Origin of the sequence: Ferrimonas balearica, from assembly GCF_019802055.1 — a bacterium.
Lineage (GTDB): Bacteria > Pseudomonadota > Gammaproteobacteria > Enterobacterales > Shewanellaceae > Ferrimonas > Ferrimonas balearica_A.
In genome coordinates, this window is the sequence record NZ_JAHVHW010000007.1 from 1172513 (window position 1) to 1195436 (window position 22924).

The following is a 22924-nucleotide window of genomic DNA, read 5'->3' on the forward strand; positions in this document are numbered from 1 at the left end:
CTCCACAAGTGACCGCAATGCACCCCAGTGCAGGGGTTATCATGACTAAAGAATGGATTGTGCCGAGGTTTCTGCCTCTAAATCACTTCATCCGCGCCCAGGAGAAGGGAAGTGGATGTGGTCAAGCGCCAAATCGGGTGAGTATCGACGTTCTGCATCGCCTCTGCAGCCGTTCACTAAGATGGGTGTCCAATTTGGGATTTTTGAAGTTTAAAAGTGGGTGTCCAATTTGTGGGGGAGGTTAGTTCTTCAGCGGGGGGTGTTTAAGGTAGGCCTGTTCGATCAGCCGGATGGCGGTTTCCTGGTTACCCAATTGGTGCTGTGCCCTGGCGAGAAAGGCCAGATGGAACCAGCGTAAAGCGGGATGACGTTCAATCAGGAAGCGGTACTTCTGATACTCTTGGTGCTGGCCCTCTGCTAATGCCAACTGTGCCAGGCCGGTAAGTGCCTCCAGTTGGGAGCGATCCATCTCAAGCGCTTCGGCAAAAAGTACTCTGGCCTGGCCGTTTGAGTGGCGTTCCAGCTCTATCTGACCCAATAGGGCCAGTGTCAGCGCATCGGGGCCCTGTTCTACCAGAATGGCCTCCAACTGGCTGGCCAGCGGATCCAGGGATTGGGCCTGGCAACAGTGGACGCTCTCGTTGTGGGATATCCAGTTGCGCATGGTGTCGAGATCAGGGGTGCCGAGCGCACTGAGGTAGGCGTGCTGCATGTCGAATAGGAAATGCGGCATCTTGGCCTGGGCCGGTATGAGGCTCAAGCAGAGGAGAATAGGTAGTAAGGGGAAATAAAAAGGGATCCGCATAATGGATCCCAGTGAAGCGATTTTAGGTGCCGTCCTCAAGTGGACGGAGTGAGTCGATCAGACTTCCTTATCCGCCATCAGCTTGGCCAGATCAAAGGGATCGATCTCTGCACCTTCAAGATCGGCATTCCAGTCGATGCCCACCATCACTTCGTCTTCGCTCAGGCTTTCCAGCCAGGTGTCGAAAAACTCGGAAACCGGAATGGCTGCAGGTTGGTAGTCTGCCCACTCGTCGTGGCAAATCGCCTTGGCGGCGGACTCGCTGGAGAACAGGGGCAGGGCATCGGTGTCGGCGAACTCGGCGGAGTCCACAACCACCCAGTCGTCACCGGCGCTGAGGGCCCAGATCTGACCGCTTTCGGTCACCGCTTCGATAAACGCACGGATTTGAGGGTTGATGGCATTGTCAGTCATGGGGGATCTCCTAGTGGTAATGGTGGGATCCTCGCCCACTGTTTCCGCAAGCGCAACCATAATGCAGCGCCTTTGTGGAGTGAATGCCTAAAAATAGCACCAACTGGTTGTCGTACTGCGCAATTTCCGCTGGGAAAGTGGCGCTCGATCTGGAAGGATCCATAGGGATCAGGTTATTGGACAGGACAGTCCCATGGTCAAATTGACCCCAAAACAACAAGTGCTGATGCTGCTGGATGAAGCTCTGGCCACTGGCGTCCGAGGCCGGGTGGCCACCATTCTTAAGCAGGCCAAGGCAGAGATTGAGGGACGGCCGATTGCGGACGATAGCTTTTATGCACAAGCGTCCAGCGATCTGAGCGATCCCGACCGCCCGGGACTGGTGTTCAAAGTCGGCAAGCATAAGCGTCGCTGGATCTACCGTTATACGCCCCCGGGTAAGCGCAGCACTCAGCAGGTGACGCTGGGTCACTTTCCGGAGATGGGCGTCGAAGCGGCAAGAGCCGCCTGGGAGCAGGCCCGGTCTCAACGAGAGCAGGGGCCAGTCACAGAACCCGCTCCAGTAGAAATGTCGGTAAAAGAGCTGGTGGAGCGCTATCTCGACTATGCCCGTCATAGTCGTCCCCAGTGGCGACAGGAGCAGCGCCTACTCGAAGGCGATCTGTGGGAACAGTACGGCGAGAGTGACGCGCACAGCATTGACCGTGCCGTGATTGAGCTGTTGCTTGAACAGGCTAGGCAGCAGGGCCAACGCCGGGGCGGGCACGGCCAGCGTGCCGCCGAACACGCCCTGCAATGTTACCGACACCTCTTTAATGTGGCCCGGGGGATAGCGGAGCCACCCGCCCCGGAGTCACCCTGGCTTTCCCCACGCCTGGCCAACCCCTGTGAAGGGATTCATCTCCGCCGGGTGCCGAATCTGGACCGCGCTATCACCCTGTCCGAGGTTGGACGTTACCTGAAAGCGCTTATCCGCTTACCCGTGAACGAATCGATCAAGCAGGTGCTGATGTTGCAGTTAAGCCTGCTTTTGCCACTTTCCGCTCTGTGCCGTATGCGGTGGCAGGGGGTCGACTGGAAACAGGGAAGGGTGGTTATCGAGAACGAAAAGGGTGAGCGAAGAACCTTCCCATTGACGGATCAGGCACTGGAGCTGTTGCAGCAGCGCAAGCGAAAGGCGATTGCGAGCGACTGGGTTTTCCCCGCCATGAAGGTTCAGCACAAGGCCCTTCCGGTCGCCTATCCAACTCAACTGCTGGTGGCGGTTCGTCGCCATATCGAATTGCCAGACCAATTTACCTCTGAGTCAATTTGCCGACTTGGACGGGAGTGGTTGCGCAACGACAGTCCCTTGCCGGTGTTGCGTTTGCCCATCAAGGATGAGCAGGGGAGTGAGCTGCAATTGGTCGCCATTAAAGGGCAGCTGGAGCAGTGGAATCGCTACCTGGCGAACCTGAGGCAGAGCGTGTAGCACCAATTTCATGCTGTAACGCAATATGTAACAGCGGTTCCAAAGCGGGCTTTGGTGGGGTTGTTACGAGGCTGGTGGCCGTATAATGCTGTGGTTACTCCCTCTCTGGCCGTCTGCCCTTCTCTTCACCATTCGCGCAGCGACAGGGCGCTCGATGGCCAACTGTTGTCGGCTTAAAAGCGTAAGATTTGATGACCGGGCATCGTCGGGTGTCAGTTACTGACAGGGAGGAGAAGCGGATGTTGGTGGGGGCAGTCTTGCGGTATGTCCAATTTACCAAATGCCCGGCCTGATGACCGGGCATCGTAAACTCAGGCTTTGAAGGGCGCCTGGAATTCGTTACGCAGGGTGGCGTTACGACGGGCCGCTTTCAGGTCTTTGACCATCATCTTGATCCCCTGCTGCAGCAGTTGCTCCATCATGGCATCGGCCTGAGCGTCGTCACGCTCTTCCCCTTCGGCGTTCTGCTGAACCATTGACACCAACTCGGCGGTCGGGCCAACCAGGGTAAAGGCCACAACGGCCTGGAACTGCTCAAAGCTCTCCATTACGTTACGAGCACTCTGGGGCTGCTGTTCCCAGGCGTGGCGCAGCGGGCCTTCGACCGCGTTAAACACCGCCAGTACCGCCTCATGCTGTGCTTCCGGGGTACCCATGTATTCCAGTACTTGCTTCAGCTCAACAGGCAGAGCATTGCTTTCGCTCATAGTCATCTCACTATCGGGGTGGAAAGGGCGGTATCTTAGCGGATCTGAGGCAAATGTCAGTGGCTTTTGACCCAGCCCCTCAACACCATAGAACAAAGCGTGCACCGCCTCACTGTGGGATAACGGTGTCGGTCACCGATGTCACAGTAGCGGGTGGCAAAATCGGGAGCCTTTTTAGCCCTTTACCCGCTGCCTGCCGGGCCATCTCCCTTTTCCCTAAAGGGAGGACGGACAGGCGAAGGGCATCAATCAAAGATACGGTCAGCCCACAGGGCCAGACCGGTGGTCACGCTGCCAAAGTTGTCGCCCTGAACCAGTCGCGTATCGAAACGGTCCGACAGGGCGTTTCTGAAGTAGGGCGAATTCGCACTGCCGCCGGTCAGGAACACCAGATCTGGCTGGCATCCCGCCTGCGCCAGTGTGTCGTCAATCAAGCCGAAGATCTGCTTCATCAGCCCCTGAGCAGCCTCGCCAAACTGTGTCCGGTTAACCGACGCGGCTAACTCATGCTCGATATAGGAGAGATCCGCCTGAGTGCTCTCGTATTCACTGAGCGAAATCTTAGCGCGCTCTGCCACTGCACTCTGCTGGAAAGTCATCTGGTTGCGCTGAAGCGTCATCAGGCGAGACAGGCTACCGAGCCCGGGTTGACGGCGCAGGGCGTCCAACTCGTGCCGATTGCTGGTGCTGTAGAAGCGGGTCTGTGCCGACAGGTTGTTGACTGCCGCGGCGTCGTGGAAGGGTTGCGTGGGCAGCATTCGCCCCTTCTGATCCGTCAGGCCCAACCCGAGCGCGGGCATCAGCGCTTTATAGTTCAGGGCCACATCAAAGTCGTTGCCGCCGATCCGCTTGCCACAGTGCCCAAGCACCTGGCTTTCCGGGCTGTTGGCACTCATGTCGCCCGGCCCCATCAGCACCATGGAGATGTCCGTGGTCCCGCCCCCGATGTCTACCACCAGCACACGCTGCTCTTTACTCAGCGTCTGCTGAAAGGTGAGCCCGGCGGCCATCGGCTCATACATAAACTCAAGCTGCTCAATGCCAACGTGGCGTGCCGCGCGTCGGATGATGGCGGTGGCCTGCTCATTACTGCGCTCACTGTTGAAGCCCTGGAAGTTGATAGGACGACCGACCACCAGCTTACGGATAGCCCCTTGGCCAGCGTCGTCAATCTGGTTCAGCAGGTGGAACAGCATCGATGCGGTAATGTCTTCCAGTACCTCTTGCTGACGAGGTGACAAGCCGCTGCCACCCAGAAACGACTTATGGCTTCGGATGTAGTAGCAGTCAGACGGGTCTTCCAGATAGCGGGAGAGGGCGTCGTCGCCAAAATGCAGTTGGTCCTCATAGCCATCCAACTTTGCCTCAGTGAGTGCATGAAGGCTGGCGCTCAGGCTGTGTTGGCGGGCCTGCTGAAACGCGTGCTCCCGTCCCTGTTCTTTCAACTGACGATAGAGCCATCCAGCGATCACTTCAGAGCGTGCCGCATAGAGCGTCGATGGCATAAAGCGACCGTGTTGCGGCAGGTTCAGCAACTGGGGTTTACCATCACGAACCACACCAACACCGCAGTTTGATGTGCCGAAATCGATCCCGGCGATCGCTTTCATAGCGCGCTCCTTTAATGAGAAAGAGGGAAACGGGGCTGTATTCCCGCTGGCGGGGAATGGAAACGACAACGCCCGCTCAATGAGCGGGCGTTGTCTGGAATATGGTGCGTCTAAGTAGACTCGAACTACCGACCCCCACCATGTCAAGGTGGTGCTCTAACCAACTGAGCTATAGACGCAAATTGTGGTGCGTCCGAGTAGACTCGAACTACCGACCCCCACCATGTCAAGGTGGTGCTCTAACCAACTGAGCTACGGACGCAAAAGTGGTGCGTCCGAGTAGACTCGAACTACCGACCCCCACCATGTCAAGGTGGTGCTCTAACCAACTGAGCTACGGACGCACAATGCTGTCGTTGACAGCGAGGCGTATAGTAATCAGGCCCAGACCATCTCGCAAGGGGATTTTCCCCCTTATCGGCCCGAGTGGTGACGCTTTATGCAATGCGCACAGGGTTTAACCCCTCAGATCGGCCGGTGAACGGTCACAGCGATTCAGCAGGGTTTGCCATGCCAGAGTATGTTGCTGGATCGCCAGATAAAATTCGTGGCGTAACTGGCCCGGTTCCTCGCCAAGGTAGAAATCGAAATAGGGGTGGGAAGGCCAGGGGGACAGCAACTGGCGAAGGGGTGGCGTGAGGCGGTGATCAGCATTTTGAACCTGGGACAGGAGGGGTTGAATCCGTTCGCCGTAAATGCTGATCAGGATATTCGGCAGGATGTTCATCGCTTCGCTGTGACAGGGCAACTCTTCGGCGCGGGCAAGCATCATGGCGGCCTGGTTCAGGGTTTGGATGCTGTTGAGCATGCTGCGGTGCAGTGAGCGGGGAAGTTGAGCATGGTGAAGAACCGCCAAACTCTCCTCTAACTGGCCGTCGTCTAATGGCAGCGAGTCCCAATGCAGCAGTGATGCTTTTGTTTCCGCCAGTTGGGTCAGGCTCTGCTCCACTTGGGTTACCCCCTCAAAACGCCAGGGCGCACTCTCTGCGCCGAGATTAAACCAGAGCTCATCACTGAGCAGAAACAGGCGCGCGCCCCCTTGCTCCAGTTGTTGAATCTTACTCTTCAACAGGCGCTCCCTAAGTGCCTGTCCCTCTTTATCCAGGGTCGCAGGATCGCAGTGGTAGAGCCGATATCCCAACTCCAGGTGGTACAGCAGCTGTTGTGACGGTGCGGCGACCCGGCCGAGTTGCGCGTTGTGCTGGGCGATCAGAGGCAAAACGCCGCAGGGCTTTAGGGCTAGCGGGGCTAACAGGGAAACGGTCAGTGAGTCGTCGGGTTCAAACTGATGCCGACTGGGGCGATCCGGCGGGGAGAGGGCGATGGAGGGGCGCTCGGTCTCGAGCACCCGCTCAAGCCTGGACAGATAATCGTCCAGGGCGGTATCGGGGCCCGGCTGGCACCCCGATACCAGAACAAGCAACAGTAGCTTAAGCGGCCACTGCCACATAGCGCTTCTGTACCTGCTTGAGCCTCAACTGAAGCAACAGGGCAGCGAATGAGAGGCCGGAGAGGAAGCCGATCCAGAAGCCGTGAGCCCCCAGCGGTTCCACCACCCAGTTGGTCAGGCCAAATACGTATCCGACAGTCATGCCGACGCCCCAAAACGCGACCAGAGCGATCCAGAGGATCGATACCGTATCCTTGTAGCCACGAAGGGCTGCGGCGCTAACGACTTGAATGGCGTCGGAGATCTGGTAGAAGGCGCACAGGAACATCAGCTGCACGGCCAGGGCAAACACCGCCTCATCGTTGGTGTAAAGGTGGGCAATCCACTCTCGGCCCAACACGGTAAGGAGGGCGGTGGCCAGAGCGACGGCCACACCCAGCCAGACCCCCAGTTTTGCCACCATGGCAGCGATGTCCGCCTGCTGGCGTCCCAGGTAGTAGCCGACGCGGATGGTTACTGCGATGCCGATGGAGAGCGGCAGCATAAAGATGATGCTGGAGAAGTTGGCTGCCACCTGGTGTCCGGCAACGACGACGGATCCCAGTGGGGCAATCATCACGGCGACAAAGGCAAACAGGGTGACTTCGAAGAACACCGCCAGCGCGACGGGAAGGCCCAGTTTGACGATCGCTTTCTGCTCGTTCCAGTCGATGGCTTTAAACCCTTTGAACAGTTCAAAACTCTTGAAACGACCGCTGATTGCCAGGTAGATCACCATCGCCAACAGCATTCCCCAGTAGACTAACGCAGTAGCGACGCCACAACCGGCACCGCCCATGGCAGGCATGCCAAAGTGGCCGTAGATGAAGATGTAGTTGGCGGGGATGTTGATGGCCAGGCCCACAAAGCCGATGATCATCGACGGCAGTGTCCAGCTCAGCCCCTCGGTAAAGCTACGCAGAACCTGGAACAACAGGAATGCCGGCGCGCCCCACAATACGGCATTGAGGTAGCCGTTTGAGAGATGCAGCAGGGCAGGTTCTAGGTCCATCCGGCCCAGCACCAGATCGGCGTTGGCCAGAATCACCATGGTCAGAACACTGCTGCCCAGCGCCAGGTAGAGGGCCTGATGCACCAACGGGCGGATTTTCCCCTCTTCATTGGCGCCGTGAAGATGGGAGATCAGTGGCGGCATCGCCATGATGATGCCAGCGAAAAGCAATATCGTGGGTAACCACAGGCTGGTGCCCACAGCAACGGCCGCCATATCGGCCGGGCCGACGCGACCAGCCATTACGGTGTCGATCAGGCCCATCATGGTTTGCGCAACTTGCGCGATTAGGACGGGCAGGGCAAGCTGCACCAGTTTTTTAATTTGAAAGCCAGCGTTAAGCATTGGTGTTCAGTCAACCAAAGTTTTGTTGAGTGTAAGCGAGTAGTGAAATGTTCACCGGCATCGTGACGACAACCGCGCCCATTGTGGCGATCGAGGAAAGGGATCATCTGCGCACCCTGGTGGTGGCGCTGGAGGATCGTGAAAGAGAGAACCTGGAGATCGGGGCCAGTGTGGCCAACAACGGCGTGTGCCTTACGGTCACTAAGCTCGAGGATAATAAGGTCTTTTTCGATGTCATGGAAGAGACGCTTCGCCGTACCAACCTGGAATATGTTCAGGTCGGGAGCCGCGTCAACATCGAGCGATCACTGGTGTTTGGCAAAGAGGTGGGAGGGCACATGGTGTCCGGCCATGTTCATGCCAGAGGCACCCTGACGGAGCTGGAAAAGTCCGACACCAACTGTCGCATGCGAATCACCCTTGAGCCCCGCTGGATGAAGTACATTCTGCATAAAGGCTTTGTGGCAGTGAACGGCTGCAGCCTGACCGTGGGTGAGGTGTATGAGGATGGGTTTTCGCTTTACCTTATCCCGGAAACGCTGAGCATCACCAATCTTGGCCAGGCGGACGTTGGCACGGTATTCAATATTGAGATCGACAGCCAGACCCAGACCATCGTGGATACGGTGGAGCGTGTACTGGCGGCCCGAGGTCAGTAGTTCTGCTCGTCGTCGGCGTCGATAAAGAGTTGCACCTTCTGGGACAACTCATCGACATGAAGACGAATGTGAATGGGGCTGCAGCAGGCGCTGCAGTCCTCGTAAAACTCCTGATCGCCGCCGCTGCTGTCGATCTGAACCCGGGTGTGGAAACCACAGTGTGGGCAGGTGATGATCTGCTCGCTTGCGCCCAATTTCATCGCTCAGGCTCCTTTCAGGGGGGCCAGACTTCGACCGCCATCCACGGCGATCACCTGGCCGGTCAGGTAACTGGCACCTTGCGCTAAAAACAGTGCCGTTTCGGTTATCTCATCGAGTTGTCCCAGTCTGCCCAGCGGCACCTGCTCCAGCACCGCCTGTTGAGCATCCGGGTTGCCGCCCTGCTCAGGCCAGAGCACCGCGCCCGGTGCGATGGCGTTAACCCGAACCTGTGGAGCCAGCTCAAGCGCCAGTGAACGGGTCATCATCTCCAGTGCGGCCTTTGCCATACAGTAGAGTGTATGCCCTTTAAGGGGGCTGCGAGCGTGCACGTCCACCAGGTTAATGATGCTGCCCTGGTGCGCTGTCAGCGCGGGCGCCAGCGCCTGACTGAGTAACAGCGGCGCCATCATGTTGCTGCCCACCAAATCGAGCCAGGCCTTCTGATCGATCTGGCCAATCGGGGTAGGGTAGAAGCGGGACGCGTTGTTGATCAGCAGGTCCATCCGTTGCCACCGAGCCAGAGCCTGCTCCGCCAAAGCCTCAACCGCTGCGGGATCGTTGAGATCGGCGGTCAGCACTTCGGCTGAATCCGGTCGGGCGGCGTTGAGCCCGGCCGCGATGGCATCCGCTTCAACCCTGGAAGCCAGACAGTGAAGCACCACACGATAGCCGCGTTGATGGAATGCTTGGGCCAGGGCCGCGCCAATTCGCTTTCCTGCCCCGGTGATCAACGCGACGGGCGCCTCAGTTGTCACAGAACTGTTCCCTTAACTGTTGCTGACACTGCTGGAGGTAACTGCCGCCAAACAGGTTCAGGTGATTAAGCAGGTGATAGAGCTGGTAGATGGGGCGGCGCTGGTTGTAGCCCGGGTCCAGGGGCCACTCGGCGTCATAGCCTTTATAGAAGTCGCCGGGGAAGCGGGAGAACAGTTCCGACATCGCCAGATCGGTTTCCCGATCGCCATAGTAACTGGCGGGGTCGAACAGGACAGGCTCCCCTTCATAGAAGCCCAGGTTGCCACGCCAGAGATCCCCATGGAGCAGGGAAGCGGTGGGCTGGTGGCCCTGAAGGGCGGTGGCGCAGGCGTCGACCCATCGGTTCAGGTCACCCAACTGAAACCCCTTCTCTTCGGCCAGTTTTAACTGCCAGCCGATGCGTTGCTCCGCAAAAAACCGGGCCCAGTTACGCTGCCAGCGATTGGGCTGCTCTGTGGTGCCGATGAAGTTGTCTTCGTCAAAACCGTACTCGGCCTGAGTTTGGCTGCGATGCATACGGGCCAGTTGCTGGCCAAATACAAACCACTGGGATGCTGTAGCGCTCTCCAGTTCGAGGTACTCCAGCACCAGGAAGGCGTGTTCTCCCGTGGTACCAACATGGACCACCTCGGGGACCCGGATCTCCTTACCCTGGGCCAAGCGGTTGAGTGCCAACGCTTCCTGCTCAAACAGCGGCAGCTGGTGTTTGTCGTTGATCTTGACGAACAGCCGGGTGTGGCCGTCATCGATCGCAAAGGCCTGATGAATGTCGCCGCCACTCACACGGCGTTTTTCAACGATCTTGAAGTCGCGCCCGAGGGCGTCGCTTACCTGTTGACTGATCCCGTTCCACATCCTGTCTGTCTCCGGTATCTACCATATGGCAGCACCTATTATTGCTGACAAATCACTTGCTTCACACTGATCTGGGTAAAACTCCTGTCGATTGACCCGTTCGGAAGCGTCTGAGACAAGCCCACCTTGAGTGCAGACGCCTAAGCCTATAGACTTGCGTGCTCAGTCTCGGTGAACTGGCACTGGTAACGTCATGGCCCGGGACTGCTCGCCCATTTTTTAATGTATGACACTCATGTGGTCCTTGGTATGGATCACCACTGAACTGGAGCGCAAAATGCCCGTAATTACCCTTCCTGATGGCAGCCAACGCCACTTCGATCAACCCGTATCCGTTATGGACGTTGCCATGGACATCGGTCCTGGCCTGGCCAAAGCCTCTCTGGCAGGCCGCGTCGACGGCAAACTGGTGGACGCCTGTGAAATCATCGAAAACGATGCTGAACTGGCCATCATCACCACCCGGGACGATGAGGGCCTGGAATTTATTCGTCACTCCTGTGCTCACCTGTTGGGGCACGCCATCAAGCAGCTGTGGCCAGAAACCAAGATGGCCATCGGTCCGGTGATCGATAACGGCTTCTACTACGACGTGGATCTGGAGCACAAGCTGACCCAGGAAGACCTGGAAGCGCTGGAGAAGCGCATGCTTGAGCTGGCCAAGAAAAACTATGACGTGATCAAGAAGACCGTCAGCTGGCAGGAAGCGCGGGACACCTTTGCCGCTCGTGGCGAAACCTACAAGGTAGAGATCCTGGACGAAAACATCAGCAAAGATGACCGTCCCGGCCTGTACCACCACGAAGAATACATCGACATGTGCCGTGGCCCGCACGTGCCGAACATGCGCCACTGCCACCACTTCAAGCTGATGAGCGTGGCCGGCGCCTACTGGCGTGGCAACTCCGACAATAAGATGCTGCAACGCATCTACGGTACTGCCTGGGCCGACAAGAAGCAGCTGAAGGCTCACCTGCAGCGTCTGGAAGAAGCGGCCAAGCGTGACCACCGTAAGATCGGTAAAGCGCTGGACCTGTTTCACTGGCAGGAAGAGGCCCCGGGCATGGTGTTCTGGCACAACGACGGCTGGACCATCTACCAGGAGCTGGAAGGCTACATGCGCAAGCAGCTTCACAAGTTCGGTTACGAAGAGGTTCGTACTCCGTTGGTGATGGACAAGGTGATGTGGGAGCGTTCCGGACACTGGGACAAGTACTCCGAGATGATCTTTGCCACCGAGTCCGAGAAGCGCACCTACGCGGTGAAGCCGATGAACTGCCCGGGCCACCTGCAGATCTTCAAGCAGGGCCTGAAGTCTTACCGTGACCTGCCTTACCGCATGGCGGAGTTCGGTCTGGTACACCGTAATGAGCCTTCCGGTTCTCTGCACGGTCTGATGCGTGTTCGCTCCTTTACCCAGGACGACGCTCACGTGTTCTGTACCGAAGAGCAGATCCTCGATGAGGTGACCAGCTGCATCAAGATGGTGTACGACACTTACAAAACTTTCGGTTTCGAAGAGATCGAAGTGAAGCTGTCTACCCGTCCGGAGCAGCGCATCGGTTCCGATGATCTGTGGGACAAAGCGGAGCAGTCTCTGGCGGAAGCGCTGGACGCCAACGGTCTGGCTTACGAACTGCAGCCGGGTGAGGGCGCGTTCTACGGGCCGAAGATCGAATTCACTCTGCACGACTGCCTGGATCGCGCCTGGCAGTGCGGCACCATTCAGCTGGACTTCTCCATGCCGCAACCTGAGCGTCTGGACGTCAGCTATGTAGCGGAAGACAACAGCCGTAAGGTGCCGGTGATGATCCACCGGGCCATTCTCGGCTCACTCGAGCGTTTCATCGGTATTCTGATTGAAGAGTTTGCCGGTAAACTGCCCACCTGGCTGGCTCCGACTCAGGTCCAGGTCATGAACATCACCGACAATCAGGCCGATTATGTGCGCCAGGTCGTCGAAATGCTGAACGACCAGGGAATTCGTGCCAAGGCGGACTTGAGAAACGAGAAGATTGGCTTTAAAATCCGCGAACACACTTTGAAGCGGGTTCCCTACCTGCTGGTCTGTGGTGACCAGGAGATGGAAAACGGGGAAATCGCAATTCGTACAAGAAACGGGGTAGACCTGGGCAAAATGAAGCTGGAGCAGTTTGCTGACGCCATTGCCCGAGAGGTCCGCACCCGCAGTCTTACCATGCTGGAGGAATAAGCTATAAAAGGCGGAAAACAGAAAGGTCCGATCAATAAGGACCGTAACCGTATCAACGGCGAAATTCGCGCGCGGGAAGTGCGCCTGATTGACGCTGAAGGCGAGCAGGCGGGCATCGTATCCTTGAATGAAGCACTGGATATGGCAGCCTCAGCTGAACTGGACTTGGTCGAGATCAGCCCGAACGCCGAGCCTCCGGTCTGTCGTGTGATGGACTACGGTAAGTTCCTGTACGAAAAGAGTAAGGCTGCTAACGAGCAGCGCAAAAAGACCAAGCAGATCCAGGTTAAGGAACTTAAGTTCCGCCCTGGAACTGATGTGGGCGACTATCAGGTAAAACTACGCAACCTGGTTCGCTTCTTGGAAGACGGAGACAAAGTGAAAGTAACACTGCGTTTCCGTGGGCGTGAAATGGCACACCAACAATTGGGTTTTGACCTGCTGAATCGTATTAAAGACGATACTGCAGAGCTGGCCCAGGTGGAGTCCTTCCCGAAAATGGAAGGCCGCCAGGCCATCATGGTCCTCGCGCCCAAAAAGAAACAGTAAGGCCCACAAGTAGCAAATCAGCCGGGCCTTGGCTCGGCTGATTTTGTTCGCCTTGCAGTTCATTTAATTTAACAATGCGGAGTTTCTTCCAATGCCGAAGATGAAATCTCACCGTGGCGCTGCAAAGCGCTTCAAGAAGACCGCCTCTGGTGGCTTCAAGCGTAAGCAGTCTCACCTGCGCCATATCCTGACCAAGAAGAGCACCAAGCGTAAGCGCCACCTGCGCGCCGCCGCTATGGTAGCTAAAGTAGACGTAGCATCCGTACAGCGCATGCTGCCGTACGCTTAATTTGACTGGTAGGAGATAAACAATGGCTCGCGTAAAACGTGGTGTGACCGCTCGTGCCCGTCACAAGAAAGTTCTCAAGCAAGCTAAGGGTTACTACGGTGCCCGTAGCCGTATCTATCGTGTAGCATTCCAAGCCGTTACCAAGGCTGGTCAATACGCTTATCGTGACCGTCGTGCTAAGAAGCGCGTGTTCCGTCAGCTGTGGATCGCCCGTATCAACGCTGCTGCTCGTCAGAATGGCATGTCTTACAGCCGTTTCATCAACGGTCTGAAGAAAGCTTCTGTTGAGATCGATCGTAAGATCCTGGCCGACATCGCTGTATTCGACAAAGTGGTATTTGCCGCTCTGGTAGAAAAAGCGAAAGAAGCTCTGGCCAAGTAAGATTACCCTTCCGGGTAATGTACCGAACCAGTGAAGAGGGCGCCCCAGGGCGCCCTTTTTTCATGCCTGAAATTCGGGTTTACCAGTCATCCGGAACCACAAAACAATGCTGGTGACGGTCCACATCATAAAGATGCTTGGGCCAGTCCAGGGTGGACGGTGCTCGGTAGCGGGACAACAGTCGCCAATCCCTTCCAGCTAACCAATCTGTGCGCGCCAATCGTCGGTAATGGCCCGAAGGCAATTGGGAATGTCTGTGCCACTGCCCCTGTGGGGCATTTAAAGAGAGTGGTGCGGGCAACAGGCTGTGATTCGCCGGTGAGTAGAGTCTTCCCTGAAGGACAATCCGCCGCCGTGCGATCTCCCAGCCCCGCTGCTGGCACAACCGTAAGCCCTCAGGTTGGCTAAGCAGTGGTAACTGGTGATGCTCAAGTCGCGCCAACTTATCCGCCAGGCGATCCTGCTTGCCCGGCCCAATCCAGCTCTCCAGGCCGGTTCCGCGGCCCAGATAAAACTTCACCGCCACCTCCCAGTGCTCCAATTGGCCTGTAGGAAGGTGCTTCAATACAAAATCCGCACTGCCAATCACCCGCTTATCCTCCTTCACCAGAACGTCCCGATCGATAAGGTGATAGTCGGGGTGCAGTGAGAAGGCGAGAAGCCAGAGTTGCTCATAATAGTGACCAAGGCGAGCGATGGGGCGGATCCGAAGAAGGGGCGAGGCGGGGAGGGACGAGAGTGCAGGCAGCAGCGGCCACAAGGGGGCGGCAAACCGGGTTAAGGCCTTGAGGTCGGTATAGGGCGGCTGTTCAACCAGCGGGGGACTGGACAGCAGCCAGGCCAGGTCACGAAGAATAGGGTGGGAATAGGGCATAAGAAAAGCCGACCCTAAGGTCGGCTTTCTATTGAGCTTAGAAGCCCCGAGGCATTTTAGAACCCTTGGCCAGGTTCTTTGCCCAAGCATCTTTGGGGCTGAGGCCACCCTTATCACCGCTGGCTTTAACCTTCGCCTTTTGGGCTTTGGCAGGAGCGGCTTTAGGTTTGGCGGTTTTCTTCACCGGAGCCGCTTTGGCTTCCGGGGCCGCAACAGGAGCGTCGCCAGCCAGTTCAGCAGCCATCTCAGCCAGCTCTCCAAGGCGTACAGACTTACCGTCGTCCACCTTGAACCAGCTGCCTTTTTGTTCGATTTGCGGCGCTTTACCGTGTTTGGCGAGGTATGCGGCGGTGAATTGCGCGATCACCTCTTCCTTGATCAGTTTTGACATAGTTACATGGTCGCTGTTGAAAATGTCAGCGGCTGATATTACCTGTATGGGTCCTTAAGTTCAATCCAAGGCGCTCATGGAATCGCCTTCAACCCCAAGAACTTAGACTGGATCATAAAACTCGGTCGCCACTCTGGACCCCATGGCGTAATCTCCCTTGCATAAGCAAGTCCCGGCAAAAGAGCCTAAACCTGTGCAAGGGCATTTCTTGCCAGCTAACCAGACACGAGGCTGTTATGGAACCGAAACGCGTTGCGGTGTTTTCCAGCAAACCCTACGACAAACACTTTCTGGACCAGGCCAATGACGGTCAGGGAATGCAGCTCGAGTACTTTGAGAATCGACTACGCAAATCCACCATGCGCCTGGCGGAAGGCTATGACGCCGTATCCTGCTTCGTTAACGATATTGTTGACCGTACCGTGCTGGAGCACCTGGTCAGTAATGGGATCCGGATGATTGCGCTCCGCTGCGCCGGCTTTAATAACGTCGACCTGGAGGCAGCGAAAGCGCTTGGCGTGCAAGTAGCCAGGGTGCCGGGCTATTCGCCCGAGTCCGTGGCGGAACACACGGTCGCAATGATCCTCTCTCTTAATCGGCGCTTGACCAAAGCCTACAACCGGGTGAAAGAGCACAACTTTGACCTTGATGGCCTCTTGGGCTTTAACCTGCAGAAAAGTACGGTAGGCATCATCGGCACAGGGAAAATTGGACTGGCCACCATGCGGGCACTCAGCGGCTTCGGCTGTCGCCTGCTTTGCCACGATCCCTATCCCTCTGATGAAGCGGCCAAGCTGGGAGAGTACTGCGATCTTGATAAGATCTACCGGGAGTCCGATGTGATCTCTCTGCACTGTCCTCTGACCGACGAGAGTTACCACCTGATCAACGAGGCGAGCATCGCGAAGATGAAGCAGGGCGTCATGTTGATCAATACCTCCCGGGGCGCACTGGTTAATGCCCAACATGCATTGGATGGGATGAAACAGGGTAAGATTGGCTATCTCGGCCTGGATGTCTACGAACTGGAGGGAGACATCTTCTTCCGCGATCTGTCCGGGAAGGTGCTGCACGATGATGTGTTTGCGCTGCTGCTGAGTTACCCCAATGTTCTGGTTACCGGGCACCAGGGGTACTTTACCCGGGAGGCGCTGACGGAGATCGGGCAGACCACCATTGATAATCTGGCCGCCCATTTTGAAGGCCGGGTTACCGGCAACGAACTGTGAATAATCCGAAGAAATAACGATGTTAAGAGAAGAACTGATCCGCTATTTGGATGACTTGCTGAAGCCCTGGTTGATTAACGATTACGCGCCGAACGGCCTGCAGGTTGAGGGGAAGGACACCATTCGCAAAGTGGTGACAGCAGTGACTGCCGACCAGTTTGCTGTCGATGCGGCTGTGGCCGCTAATGCGGACGTGCTGCTGGTGCATCATGGCTACTTCTGGAAGAGCGAACCCGCTCCCATCACAGGCATGAAGAAGCGCCGGATTGAGCAACTGATTAAGCATGACATCAACCTGATCGCTTACCACCTGCCGCTGGATGTGCACCCTGAACTAGGCAATAACGCGGAGCTGGCCAAAGCGTTGGGCGTTGTGAATGTCCGGGCTTTCGAAGAGGGCAATGACGCCAGCCTGGTGCTGCGGGGGGAACTGGATCCACCGCTGACTGGCCATCAGTTGGCGCAACGCATCTCCGACGCGCTGTCTCGTCCGCCCCTGCACATTGCCGGGCACGACCGCCCCATTCGGACTCTGGCCTGGTGTACCGGTGGGGCCCAGGACTACATCGATGGCGTGGCTGCGGCCGGATTGGACGCGTTTCTATCCGGTGAGGTGTCTGAGCGCACTTACCATAGCGCTGTGGAGCAGGGCATCGACTACTACGCCTGTGGCCATCACGCCACCGAACGCGGGGGCGTTAAGGCGCTGGGAGAGCGATTGGGCAAGGAGTTGGGCCTGGAGGTCAGCTTCGTCGATACGCCCAACCCGGTTTAACCCTTATCCTCGGGGATCAGCGCCAGGATCTCCCATCCGGCATCCGGTTCAAAGGGCGCCTGTGCGGTAAAGACCCTCAGCTTACGCTGGGGGTCAAACGCAAACAGGGGTACCGCCATCTTGCCTTGCTGGGCCTGGTAGCTGTCCCAGCCAAAACTCCCCGTCAGCTTGGTGGCACGGATCTGCGCACCCTGAGCCACCATACTGCTCAATTTCGCAAAGTACGCTTCCTCCCCAAACAGGGATTGATGGCGCTCTGCCCGACGCCTTCTTGGGCTGCTGTCTCTGGGTTGCTCCGGCAACCGATACACCTTATGCGCCCCAAAGCGGTCTTCGTAGTGATAGGCCACATCGGCATTGAGTCGATGGTAGGGCGCCAGCACCAACAGCCGGTCAACCAAAGAGAGGTCCAGCGTGGCGTCGGCATGCTCTGAGGTGGGGTTACCGTAATAGACCGGCAGATCCTGCATTCTCGCCTGACTCAGGCTATCCCAGTTGGTGTCGCTCAAAACCACGGGGATCTCATAGCGCGACAGGGCTGCGGCGATGGCGCGAGCCAGCGGGTTGGCGCCGAAGATTAGGAATCCATTTCGCGGAGGCGCTTTTAGGCCAAGCCAGTTTGCCATCGGTGAGGTTAACAGGCTCTGCATCACCACGGTGGCGATGATCACCAGGAACACCAGCGGCACCAACCGTTCGGTTCCCGGCAGATTCTGCTCCGCCAGCTTCAACGCGAACAGAGAGGAGACCGCCGCGGCCACGATCCCTCTGGGCGCCACCCAACCCACCATCCATCGCTCTTTCCAGGACAGTGCTGATCCCAGTGAACACAGCATCACCGCTACGGGCCGGGCAACCAACACCAGCACCGCCAACCAAAGCAGCGCCGGGCCATCTATCTGGCCAATGTCTGCGGGTGTCAGTCTGGCAGCAAGCAGAAGAAACAGCGCGGAGATAAGTAGGATGGAAAGGGTCTCTTTGAACTCGATGATGGGGTCCAGATCCAGTCCACGGGTGTTGGCCAGCCATATGCCCATAACGGTGACGGTCAACAGCCCGGATTCGTGGGTCAACTCATTGCTGATGGCAAAGGCGGCCAGCATCAGAGTCAGCACCGCCACCACTTCAAGATAGTGTGGGAAGAATCGCCGTTTAAGAGCCTGTGCCAGCAGGAATCCGCCGAGCGCACCAGCGAGTATGCCGGTAAGGATCGTCTGTCCAAACGCCAGCAGCGCGTGTTCGACAGCCAGACTCTGGCGAACGCTGATGTACTCATACACCAGCACCGCCAGCAGGGCGCCGATGGGATCGATCAGGATCCCCTCCCAGTGCAGCAGCGTCGCCAGGCGCGGCGACAAGCGCACGCTGCGAAGCAGGGGGGCGATAACGGTGGGACCGGTAACGACCACCAATGCACCCAGCAAAGCCGACAATCCCGATGAGAAGCCAAGCAACCAGTAGGCCGCCAGTGCCGCTATGGCGAAGGTCACCAGCATCCCCACGGTGATCATCAGCAGGAGCAGTCGGTCCTGGCCTTCGATGTCGGCATAGCGGAGAGTCAGGCTACCCTCAAACAGGATGATGGCGACCGCCAGAGAGACAATGGGAAAGAGCAGGTCGCCAAAAAGGGGATCCGGCTGGAGCAAGCCAAAACCGGGGCCGATCAACAGACCCGCCAGCAAAAGTGGAAGAATGGCGGGCACTTTAAGTCGAAACGCGGTCCACTGGCAGAAAATGGAGAGCAGTCCGATGGCGGCAAGGGCAATCAATGGAGATGGCGACACGCTCTAGACTCCTTTAGGGGGAAAACTGAGTCTAGAACAACGCGCTGTGAAGTCAGCCGGGTAATGAGTTGCGGGGTTGGTTCAGGGGAAAGGGGGAGTCGAAGGGCCGAAAAAAACGGAGCCCGAAGGCTCCGTCTGCGACTACATGATGCGCTGGCCAGGTTTGGCGCCGCTGTCGGGGCTGAGGATATGGATCTCTTCACCACCCGGGCCGGCAGCCAGTACCATCCCTTCAGACACACCGAACTTCATCTTGCGGGGCGCCAGGTTGGCGACCATCACCGTCAGGCGTCCTTCGAGGTCTTCCGGCTGGTAAGCGGACTTGATGCCAGCAAAGACGTTGCGGGTTTCGCCACCCAGATCCAGCGTCAGTTGGAGCAGCTTGTTGGCACCCTTAACGTGCTCAGCCTTGGCGATGCGAGCCACGCGCAGATCCACTTTGGCAAAGTCGTCAAAGTTGATGGTTTCCGCGATTGGGTCCTTCTCCAACTCGTCGTTCTGTTCAAGCGTCACAGCACCCTGGTTGGCCAGGGCGGCTTCCGCTTCAGCATCCACTTTGGTGGCTTCGACAACGGCTTCGATCTTGGCCGGCTCAATACGCTGAATCAGCGCCTTGAACGGGTTGATGGTGTGGCCGGTCAGTACATCGTTGATGCCATCCCAGGTCAGAGCCGCGCCCAGGAACGCTTCCGTCTCTTCGGCGATCTTCGGCAGTACCGGCTTGAGGTAGATCATCAGGATACGGAACAGGTGAATACCCATGGAGCACACTTCGTGAGTCTTCTGCTCCATGCCTTCCTGCTTGGCCAGCTGCCAGGGGGCGGCGTCGGCGATGTAGGCATTGGCTTTGTCGGCCAGCGCCATGATCTCGCGGATCGCTTTACCGAACTCGCGGCCTTCGTAGTAAGCGGCGATCTGATCGGCGGCGTTTTGGAACTCTGCCAGCAGTTCGGGCTGGTCGATGCCTTCGGCCAGCTTGCCGTCAAAGCGCTTTGCGATAAAGCCGGCGGTGCGGGAGGCGATATTGACCAGCTTGCCTACCATGTCGGCGTTTACGCGCTGGGCGAAATCTTCCAGATTGAGGTCGAGATCGTCGATACGGTCGTTCAGTTTGGCAGCGTAGTAGTAACGCAGGTACTCAGGATTGAGGTGATCCAGGTAGGTACGCGCCTTGATAAAGGTACCGCGGGACTTGGACATCTTGGCACCGTTTACGGTGACATAGCCGTGAGCGAACACGTTGGTCGGCTTGCGCAGGCCAGCACCGTCCAGCATGGCGGGCCAGAACAGGCTGTGGAAGTAGATGATGTCCTTGCCGATAAAGTGGTACAGCTCGGCGTCGGAGTCCTTGCTCCAGTATTCGTCGAAATTCAGGTCGTCACGACGCTGGCACAGGTGCTGGAAAGCGCCCATGTAGCCGATGGGGGCGTCCAGCCAGACGTAGAAGAACTTCTTACCGTCAGTGCCGGGGATCTCAAAGCCGAAGTAGGGCGCATCACGGCTGATGTCCCACTGCTGCAGGCCCTGCTCAAACCATTCGTTAAGTTTGTTGGCCATCTCGGATTGCAGCGCGCCGGAGCGGGTCCACTCCTCGAGTACGCCTTTGAACTGGGGCAGGTCAAAGAAGTAGTGCTCGGATTCCTTCAGTACCGGAGTCGCACCGGACAGCACGGACTTGGGGTTCTTCAACTCTACCGGGCTGTAGGTGGTGCCACAGTTTTCGCAGTTGTCGCCGTACTGGTCTTCGGCGTCACACTTGGGACAGGTGCCCTTAACGAAACGGTCGGGCAGGAACATCTCTTTTTCCGGGTCGAACAACTGCTCGATCACCTTGGTTTTGATGTAGCCCCCACCCTTCAGACGGCGATAAACCTCTTCCGCCCACTGGCGGTTCTCGTCGCTGTGGGTGGAGTGGTAGTTGTCGAAGGCGATGTTGAAGTCGGCAAAATCAGCCTGGTGCTCCTGAGATACCTTGGCGATCATCTCCTCCGGCGTCATGCCCAACTGCTGGGCTTTGAGCATCACCGGGGTGCCGTGGGTGTCATCGGCACACACGTAGGTGCACTTGTGGCCGCGCAGGTTCTGGAAGCGAACCCAGATATCGGTCTGGATGTATTCCAGCATGTGACCCAAGTGGATGGGGCCGTTGGCGTACGGCAGGGCACTGGTCACAAGGATTTTTCTACTCTCGGTTGCCATCGTCTCTCGATTCATTTCGGGCTACTACAAGGGAGCCAAGTCTAACCGAAGGACGGCCCTTTTTCACCCACAGAGCAAACCTTTGCCTGCTTTATGGTCATACCTTGCCGGACCCTTCTGGTACACTGTGGCCAACTCAATCAAAAGGAGCGCGCCTGTGAGCGACCAAGCCATCCGCAACGGCCTTCCCGAACCTCTTTCTCAGCAGGTGATTTCTCGCCTGGAACAGCATATCGATCCCTATTTGGAACAGGACATTGTCAGCGCTGGCATCGTCCGTGTTCTGGAGATGGATGGTCGCCGACTCCAGCTGGGTATGGCGTTTCCCTACCCCTGCAAGAGCCAGTACCGCGACCTGGTGATGGCGTTGACGGAGAAACTGTCGGATCTGGAAGAGGTGGATGAAGTTGAGTGTGAGATCGGTCTGGCGGTGCCTGAGATCAGCGCCAGTTCAGTCCCCGCACTGCCCAATATCCGTAATGTGATTGCTGTGGCGTCAGGAAAGGGCGGGGTAGGGAAATCCACCACCGCAATCAACCTGGCGCTGGCACTGTCCGCTGAAGGTGCCCGTGTCGGTGTGCTGGATGCCGACATCTACGGCCCCTCTGTGCCAATCATGCTGGGCGTGACCGACTTCCGTCCTGTCAGCTACGACGGCAAAACCATGGCGCCGGCATTCGCCCACGGAGTGGCGGCCATGTCCATCGGCTTTATGGTGACGGAAGACAACGCCGCAGCCTGGCGCGGTCCGATGGCTGCCGGTGCGCTGGTTCAGTTGATTAACGAAACCCAGTGGCCGGAACTGGATTACCTGGTGATCGATATGCCGCCGGGCACCGGTGACATCCAGCTCACCCTGTCTCAAAAAGTGCCGGTATCAGGCGCGGTGATCGTGACCACCCCGCAGGAGATTGCCACTTCCGATGCCCGTAAGGGGATCACCCTGTTTAACAAGGTGAACATCCCGGTTCTGGGTATTGTTGAGAACATGAGCTATCACATCTGCAGCAACTGCGGCAGTAAAGAGCATCCGTTCGGCACTGGCGGTGGCATTGAGACGGCAAAACGCTACAATGTGCCGCTTTTGGGCGATCTGCCCCTCAATCTCTCCATTCGTGAGCACGTCGATTCTGGTCAGCCCAGCGTGGTGGCGGACCCGGAAGGGGAGATCGCGGAGGCGTATCGTGAGATCGCCCGTAAAGCGGCGGCCGCACTCGTTTCGCGTTCCGAACCGGAACCGTCTTTGGCGATTGAGATCACCAGCGACTGAATCCGGTGCCGTCCATAATGTGTTATTCCCCTGTTGAGAACTGAATCCATGCCCAGTCAAGCCCAGTGTGTCATCATCGGTATTGCCGGCGCGTCCGCGTCCGGTAAGAGTCTCATCGCCCGCACCATCTATGAGGAGTTGCGACGCGATCTCGGGACCGACCAGATCGAGGTGATCAATGAGGACTGCTACTACAAAGATCAGTCCCACCTCACCATGGATGAGCGGGTGAAAACCAACTACGACCACCCGCAGGCACTGGATCATGCCTTGTTGCTGCAGCATCTTAAGCAGCTGAAAGCGGGACAGAGTGTTGAGGTTCCGACCTACAGCTACTCTGAACACACCCGGATGGAGGAAACCAACACGGTTACCCCCAAAAAGGTGATCATCCTTGAGGGGATCCTGCTGTTGACGGACAGCGCACTGCGCCAGCAGATGCACGCTTCCATCTTTATGGATACCCCGCTGGACATCTGCCTGATGCGTCGCCTGGTTCGGGACGTTGAAGAGCGGGGCCGGACCATGGAGTCGGTATTGACCCAATACACCCACACCGTGCGTCCGATGTTCATGCAGTTTATCGAACCCTCCAAGCAGCACGCGGACATCATTGTTCCGCGGGGTGGTAAGAACCGCATTGCCATTGATATTCTCAAGGCCAACATCATGCAGTTGCTGCACGGCGAATAACAACAACGACACA

23 protein-coding genes and 3 tRNA genes are annotated in these 22924 nt (G+C 57.5%); 10 read left to right on the top strand and 16 right to left on the bottom strand.

Annotated elements, in window-relative coordinates:
- Positions 1 to 241: 241 nt before the first annotated feature.
- Both KUV52_RS12895 and KUV52_RS12900 read right to left on the bottom strand, forming a co-directional pair.
- Positions 242 to 733, bottom strand: coding sequence for a tetratricopeptide repeat protein (locus tag KUV52_RS12895; protein WP_222526339.1), 492 nt, complete (start codon positions 731 to 733; stop codon positions 242 to 244).
- Between the two features lie 129 nt (positions 734 to 862).
- Positions 863 to 1219 (bottom strand): DUF2750 domain-containing protein, encoded by a 357-nt coding sequence (locus tag KUV52_RS12900; protein WP_222526340.1) that lies wholly within the window; start codon positions 1217 to 1219, stop codon positions 863 to 865.
- A 193-nt stretch (positions 1220 to 1412) separates the two neighbouring features.
- Here KUV52_RS12900 and KUV52_RS12905 point away from each other — a divergent pair, with 193 nt between their 5' ends.
- Positions 1413 to 2690 (top strand): integrase family protein, encoded by a 1278-nt coding sequence (locus KUV52_RS12905; protein WP_222526341.1) that lies wholly within the window; start codon positions 1413 to 1415, stop codon positions 2688 to 2690.
- 311 nt (positions 2691 to 3001) lie between these two features.
- On the opposite strand, the gene KUV52_RS12910 is transcribed toward KUV52_RS12905, so the two are convergent.
- From KUV52_RS12910 to KUV52_RS12940, 7 genes are all read right to left on the bottom strand, one after another.
- A complete protein-coding gene (locus KUV52_RS12910) occupies positions 3002 to 3397 on the bottom strand; it encodes a DUF3069 domain-containing protein (protein WP_222526342.1) in 396 nt (131 codons plus the stop codon).
- A gap of 245 nt (positions 3398 to 3642) precedes the next feature.
- Positions 3643 to 5007 carry a molecular chaperone gene (gene yegD, locus KUV52_RS12915; RefSeq protein ID WP_222526343.1) on the bottom strand — a complete coding sequence of 455 codons (1365 nt, stop codon included), beginning with the start codon at positions 5005 to 5007 and terminating at the stop codon, positions 3643 to 3645.
- Between the two features lie 102 nt (positions 5008 to 5109).
- Positions 5110 to 5186: transfer RNA gene (locus KUV52_RS12920), tRNA-Val, on the bottom strand.
- A gap of 6 nt (positions 5187 to 5192) precedes the next feature.
- Positions 5193 to 5269: transfer RNA gene (locus tag KUV52_RS12925), tRNA-Val, on the bottom strand.
- Positions 5270 to 5274: 5 nt separating this feature from the next.
- Positions 5275 to 5351, bottom strand: a tRNA-Val gene (locus KUV52_RS12930).
- Between the two features lie 113 nt (positions 5352 to 5464).
- Positions 5465 to 6457 carry a DUF3080 family protein gene (locus KUV52_RS12935; protein ID WP_222526344.1) on the bottom strand — a complete coding sequence of 331 codons (993 nt, stop codon included), beginning with the start codon at positions 6455 to 6457 and terminating at the stop codon, positions 5465 to 5467.
- On the bottom strand, positions 6438 to 7793 hold the full coding sequence (locus KUV52_RS12940) for an MATE family efflux transporter (RefSeq protein ID WP_222526345.1): 1356 nt from the start codon (positions 7791 to 7793) through the stop codon (positions 6438 to 6440). Before KUV52_RS12940 ends, KUV52_RS12935 begins: the two co-directional genes overlap by 20 nt.
- Positions 7794 to 7840: 47 nt before the next feature.
- Here KUV52_RS12940 and KUV52_RS12945 point away from each other — a divergent pair, with 47 nt between their 5' ends.
- Entirely contained in the window at positions 7841 to 8452 is a 612-nt protein-coding gene (locus tag KUV52_RS12945; RefSeq protein WP_222526346.1) for a riboflavin synthase subunit alpha, read from the top strand.
- Here the strand turns inward: KUV52_RS12945 and KUV52_RS12950 are convergent.
- The 3 genes from KUV52_RS12950 to KUV52_RS12960 are packed head-to-tail and all read right to left on the bottom strand — an operon-like array spanning position 8446 to position 10264.
- On the bottom strand, positions 8446 to 8652 hold the full coding sequence (locus KUV52_RS12950; protein ID WP_222526347.1) for a CPXCG motif-containing cysteine-rich protein: 207 nt from the start codon (positions 8650 to 8652) through the stop codon (positions 8446 to 8448). The two genes, KUV52_RS12945 and KUV52_RS12950, sit on opposite strands and share 7 nt — an antisense overlap.
- 3 nt (positions 8653 to 8655) lie before the next feature.
- Positions 8656 to 9408 carry a pteridine reductase gene (locus KUV52_RS12955; RefSeq protein ID WP_222526348.1) on the bottom strand — a complete coding sequence of 251 codons (753 nt, stop codon included), beginning with the start codon at positions 9406 to 9408 and terminating at the stop codon, positions 8656 to 8658.
- Positions 9398 to 10264 carry a fructosamine kinase family protein gene (locus tag KUV52_RS12960; RefSeq protein WP_222526349.1) on the bottom strand — a complete coding sequence of 289 codons (867 nt, stop codon included), beginning with the start codon at positions 10262 to 10264 and terminating at the stop codon, positions 9398 to 9400. The genes KUV52_RS12955 and KUV52_RS12960 overlap by 11 nt, the downstream gene beginning before the upstream one ends.
- 277 nt (positions 10265 to 10541) lie before the next feature.
- On the opposite strand from KUV52_RS12960, the gene thrS reads away from it, so the two are divergent.
- The 4 genes from thrS (at position 10542) to rplT (ending at position 13696) form a co-directional block, all read left to right on the top strand.
- Positions 10542 to 12476: a threonine--tRNA ligase gene (thrS, locus tag KUV52_RS12965; protein WP_222526350.1), complete on the top strand. Its 1935-nt coding sequence runs from the start codon at positions 10542 to 10544 to the stop codon at positions 12474 to 12476.
- A gap of 3 nt (positions 12477 to 12479) precedes the next feature.
- Positions 12480 to 13025 carry a translation initiation factor IF-3 gene (gene infC, locus KUV52_RS12970; RefSeq protein ID WP_222526848.1) on the top strand — a complete coding sequence of 182 codons (546 nt, stop codon included), beginning with the start codon at positions 12480 to 12482 and terminating at the stop codon, positions 13023 to 13025.
- 91 nt (positions 13026 to 13116) lie between these two features.
- Positions 13117 to 13314, top strand: a complete 198-nt coding sequence (gene rpmI / locus KUV52_RS12975; protein WP_013345357.1) for a 50S ribosomal protein L35 — start codon at positions 13117 to 13119, stop codon at positions 13312 to 13314.
- A 22-nt stretch (positions 13315 to 13336) separates the two neighbouring features.
- Positions 13337 to 13696: a 50S ribosomal protein L20 gene (gene rplT, locus KUV52_RS12980; protein ID WP_013345358.1), complete on the top strand. Its 360-nt coding sequence runs from the start codon at positions 13337 to 13339 to the stop codon at positions 13694 to 13696.
- Between the two features lie 79 nt (positions 13697 to 13775).
- Here the strand turns inward: rplT and KUV52_RS12985 are convergent, their stop codons facing one another.
- Positions 13776 to 14570, bottom strand: coding sequence for a DUF1853 family protein (locus KUV52_RS12985; protein ID WP_222526351.1), 795 nt, complete (start codon positions 14568 to 14570; stop codon positions 13776 to 13778).
- A gap of 37 nt (positions 14571 to 14607) precedes the next feature.
- Positions 14608 to 14961 carry a hypothetical protein gene (locus KUV52_RS12990; protein WP_222526352.1) on the bottom strand — a complete coding sequence of 118 codons (354 nt, stop codon included), beginning with the start codon at positions 14959 to 14961 and terminating at the stop codon, positions 14608 to 14610.
- 236 nt (positions 14962 to 15197) lie between these two features.
- Between KUV52_RS12990 and KUV52_RS12995 the strand changes: the two genes are divergently transcribed.
- Positions 15198 to 16190 carry a 2-hydroxyacid dehydrogenase gene (locus tag KUV52_RS12995; protein WP_222526353.1) on the top strand — a complete coding sequence of 331 codons (993 nt, stop codon included), beginning with the start codon at positions 15198 to 15200 and terminating at the stop codon, positions 16188 to 16190.
- Between the two features lie 19 nt (positions 16191 to 16209).
- Complete coding sequence (locus tag KUV52_RS13000; protein ID WP_222526354.1) at positions 16210 to 16965, top strand: Nif3-like dinuclear metal center hexameric protein; 756 nt, start codon at positions 16210 to 16212, stop codon at positions 16963 to 16965.
- On the opposite strand, the gene KUV52_RS13005 is transcribed toward KUV52_RS13000, so the two are convergent.
- Together KUV52_RS13005 and metG are read right to left on the bottom strand one after the other, a co-directional pair.
- Complete coding sequence (locus tag KUV52_RS13005; RefSeq protein WP_222526355.1) at positions 16962 to 18749, bottom strand: cation:proton antiporter; 1788 nt, start codon at positions 18747 to 18749, stop codon at positions 16962 to 16964. The genes KUV52_RS13000 and KUV52_RS13005 overlap by 4 nt on opposite strands.
- Before the next feature lie 141 nt (positions 18750 to 18890).
- Positions 18891 to 20948 carry a methionine--tRNA ligase gene (gene metG / locus KUV52_RS13010; RefSeq protein ID WP_222526356.1) on the bottom strand — a complete coding sequence of 686 codons (2058 nt, stop codon included), beginning with the start codon at positions 20946 to 20948 and terminating at the stop codon, positions 18891 to 18893.
- A 157-nt stretch (positions 20949 to 21105) separates the two neighbouring features.
- Here metG and apbC point away from each other — a divergent pair, with 157 nt between their 5' ends.
- Together apbC and udk are read left to right on the top strand one after the other, a co-directional pair.
- On the top strand, positions 21106 to 22218 hold the full coding sequence (apbC, locus tag KUV52_RS13015; protein ID WP_222526357.1) for an iron-sulfur cluster carrier protein ApbC: 1113 nt from the start codon (positions 21106 to 21108) through the stop codon (positions 22216 to 22218).
- A gap of 48 nt (positions 22219 to 22266) precedes the next feature.
- Entirely contained in the window at positions 22267 to 22911 is a 645-nt protein-coding gene (udk, locus tag KUV52_RS13020; protein ID WP_222526358.1) for a uridine kinase, read from the top strand.
- Positions 22912 to 22924: the final 13 nt, after the last annotated feature.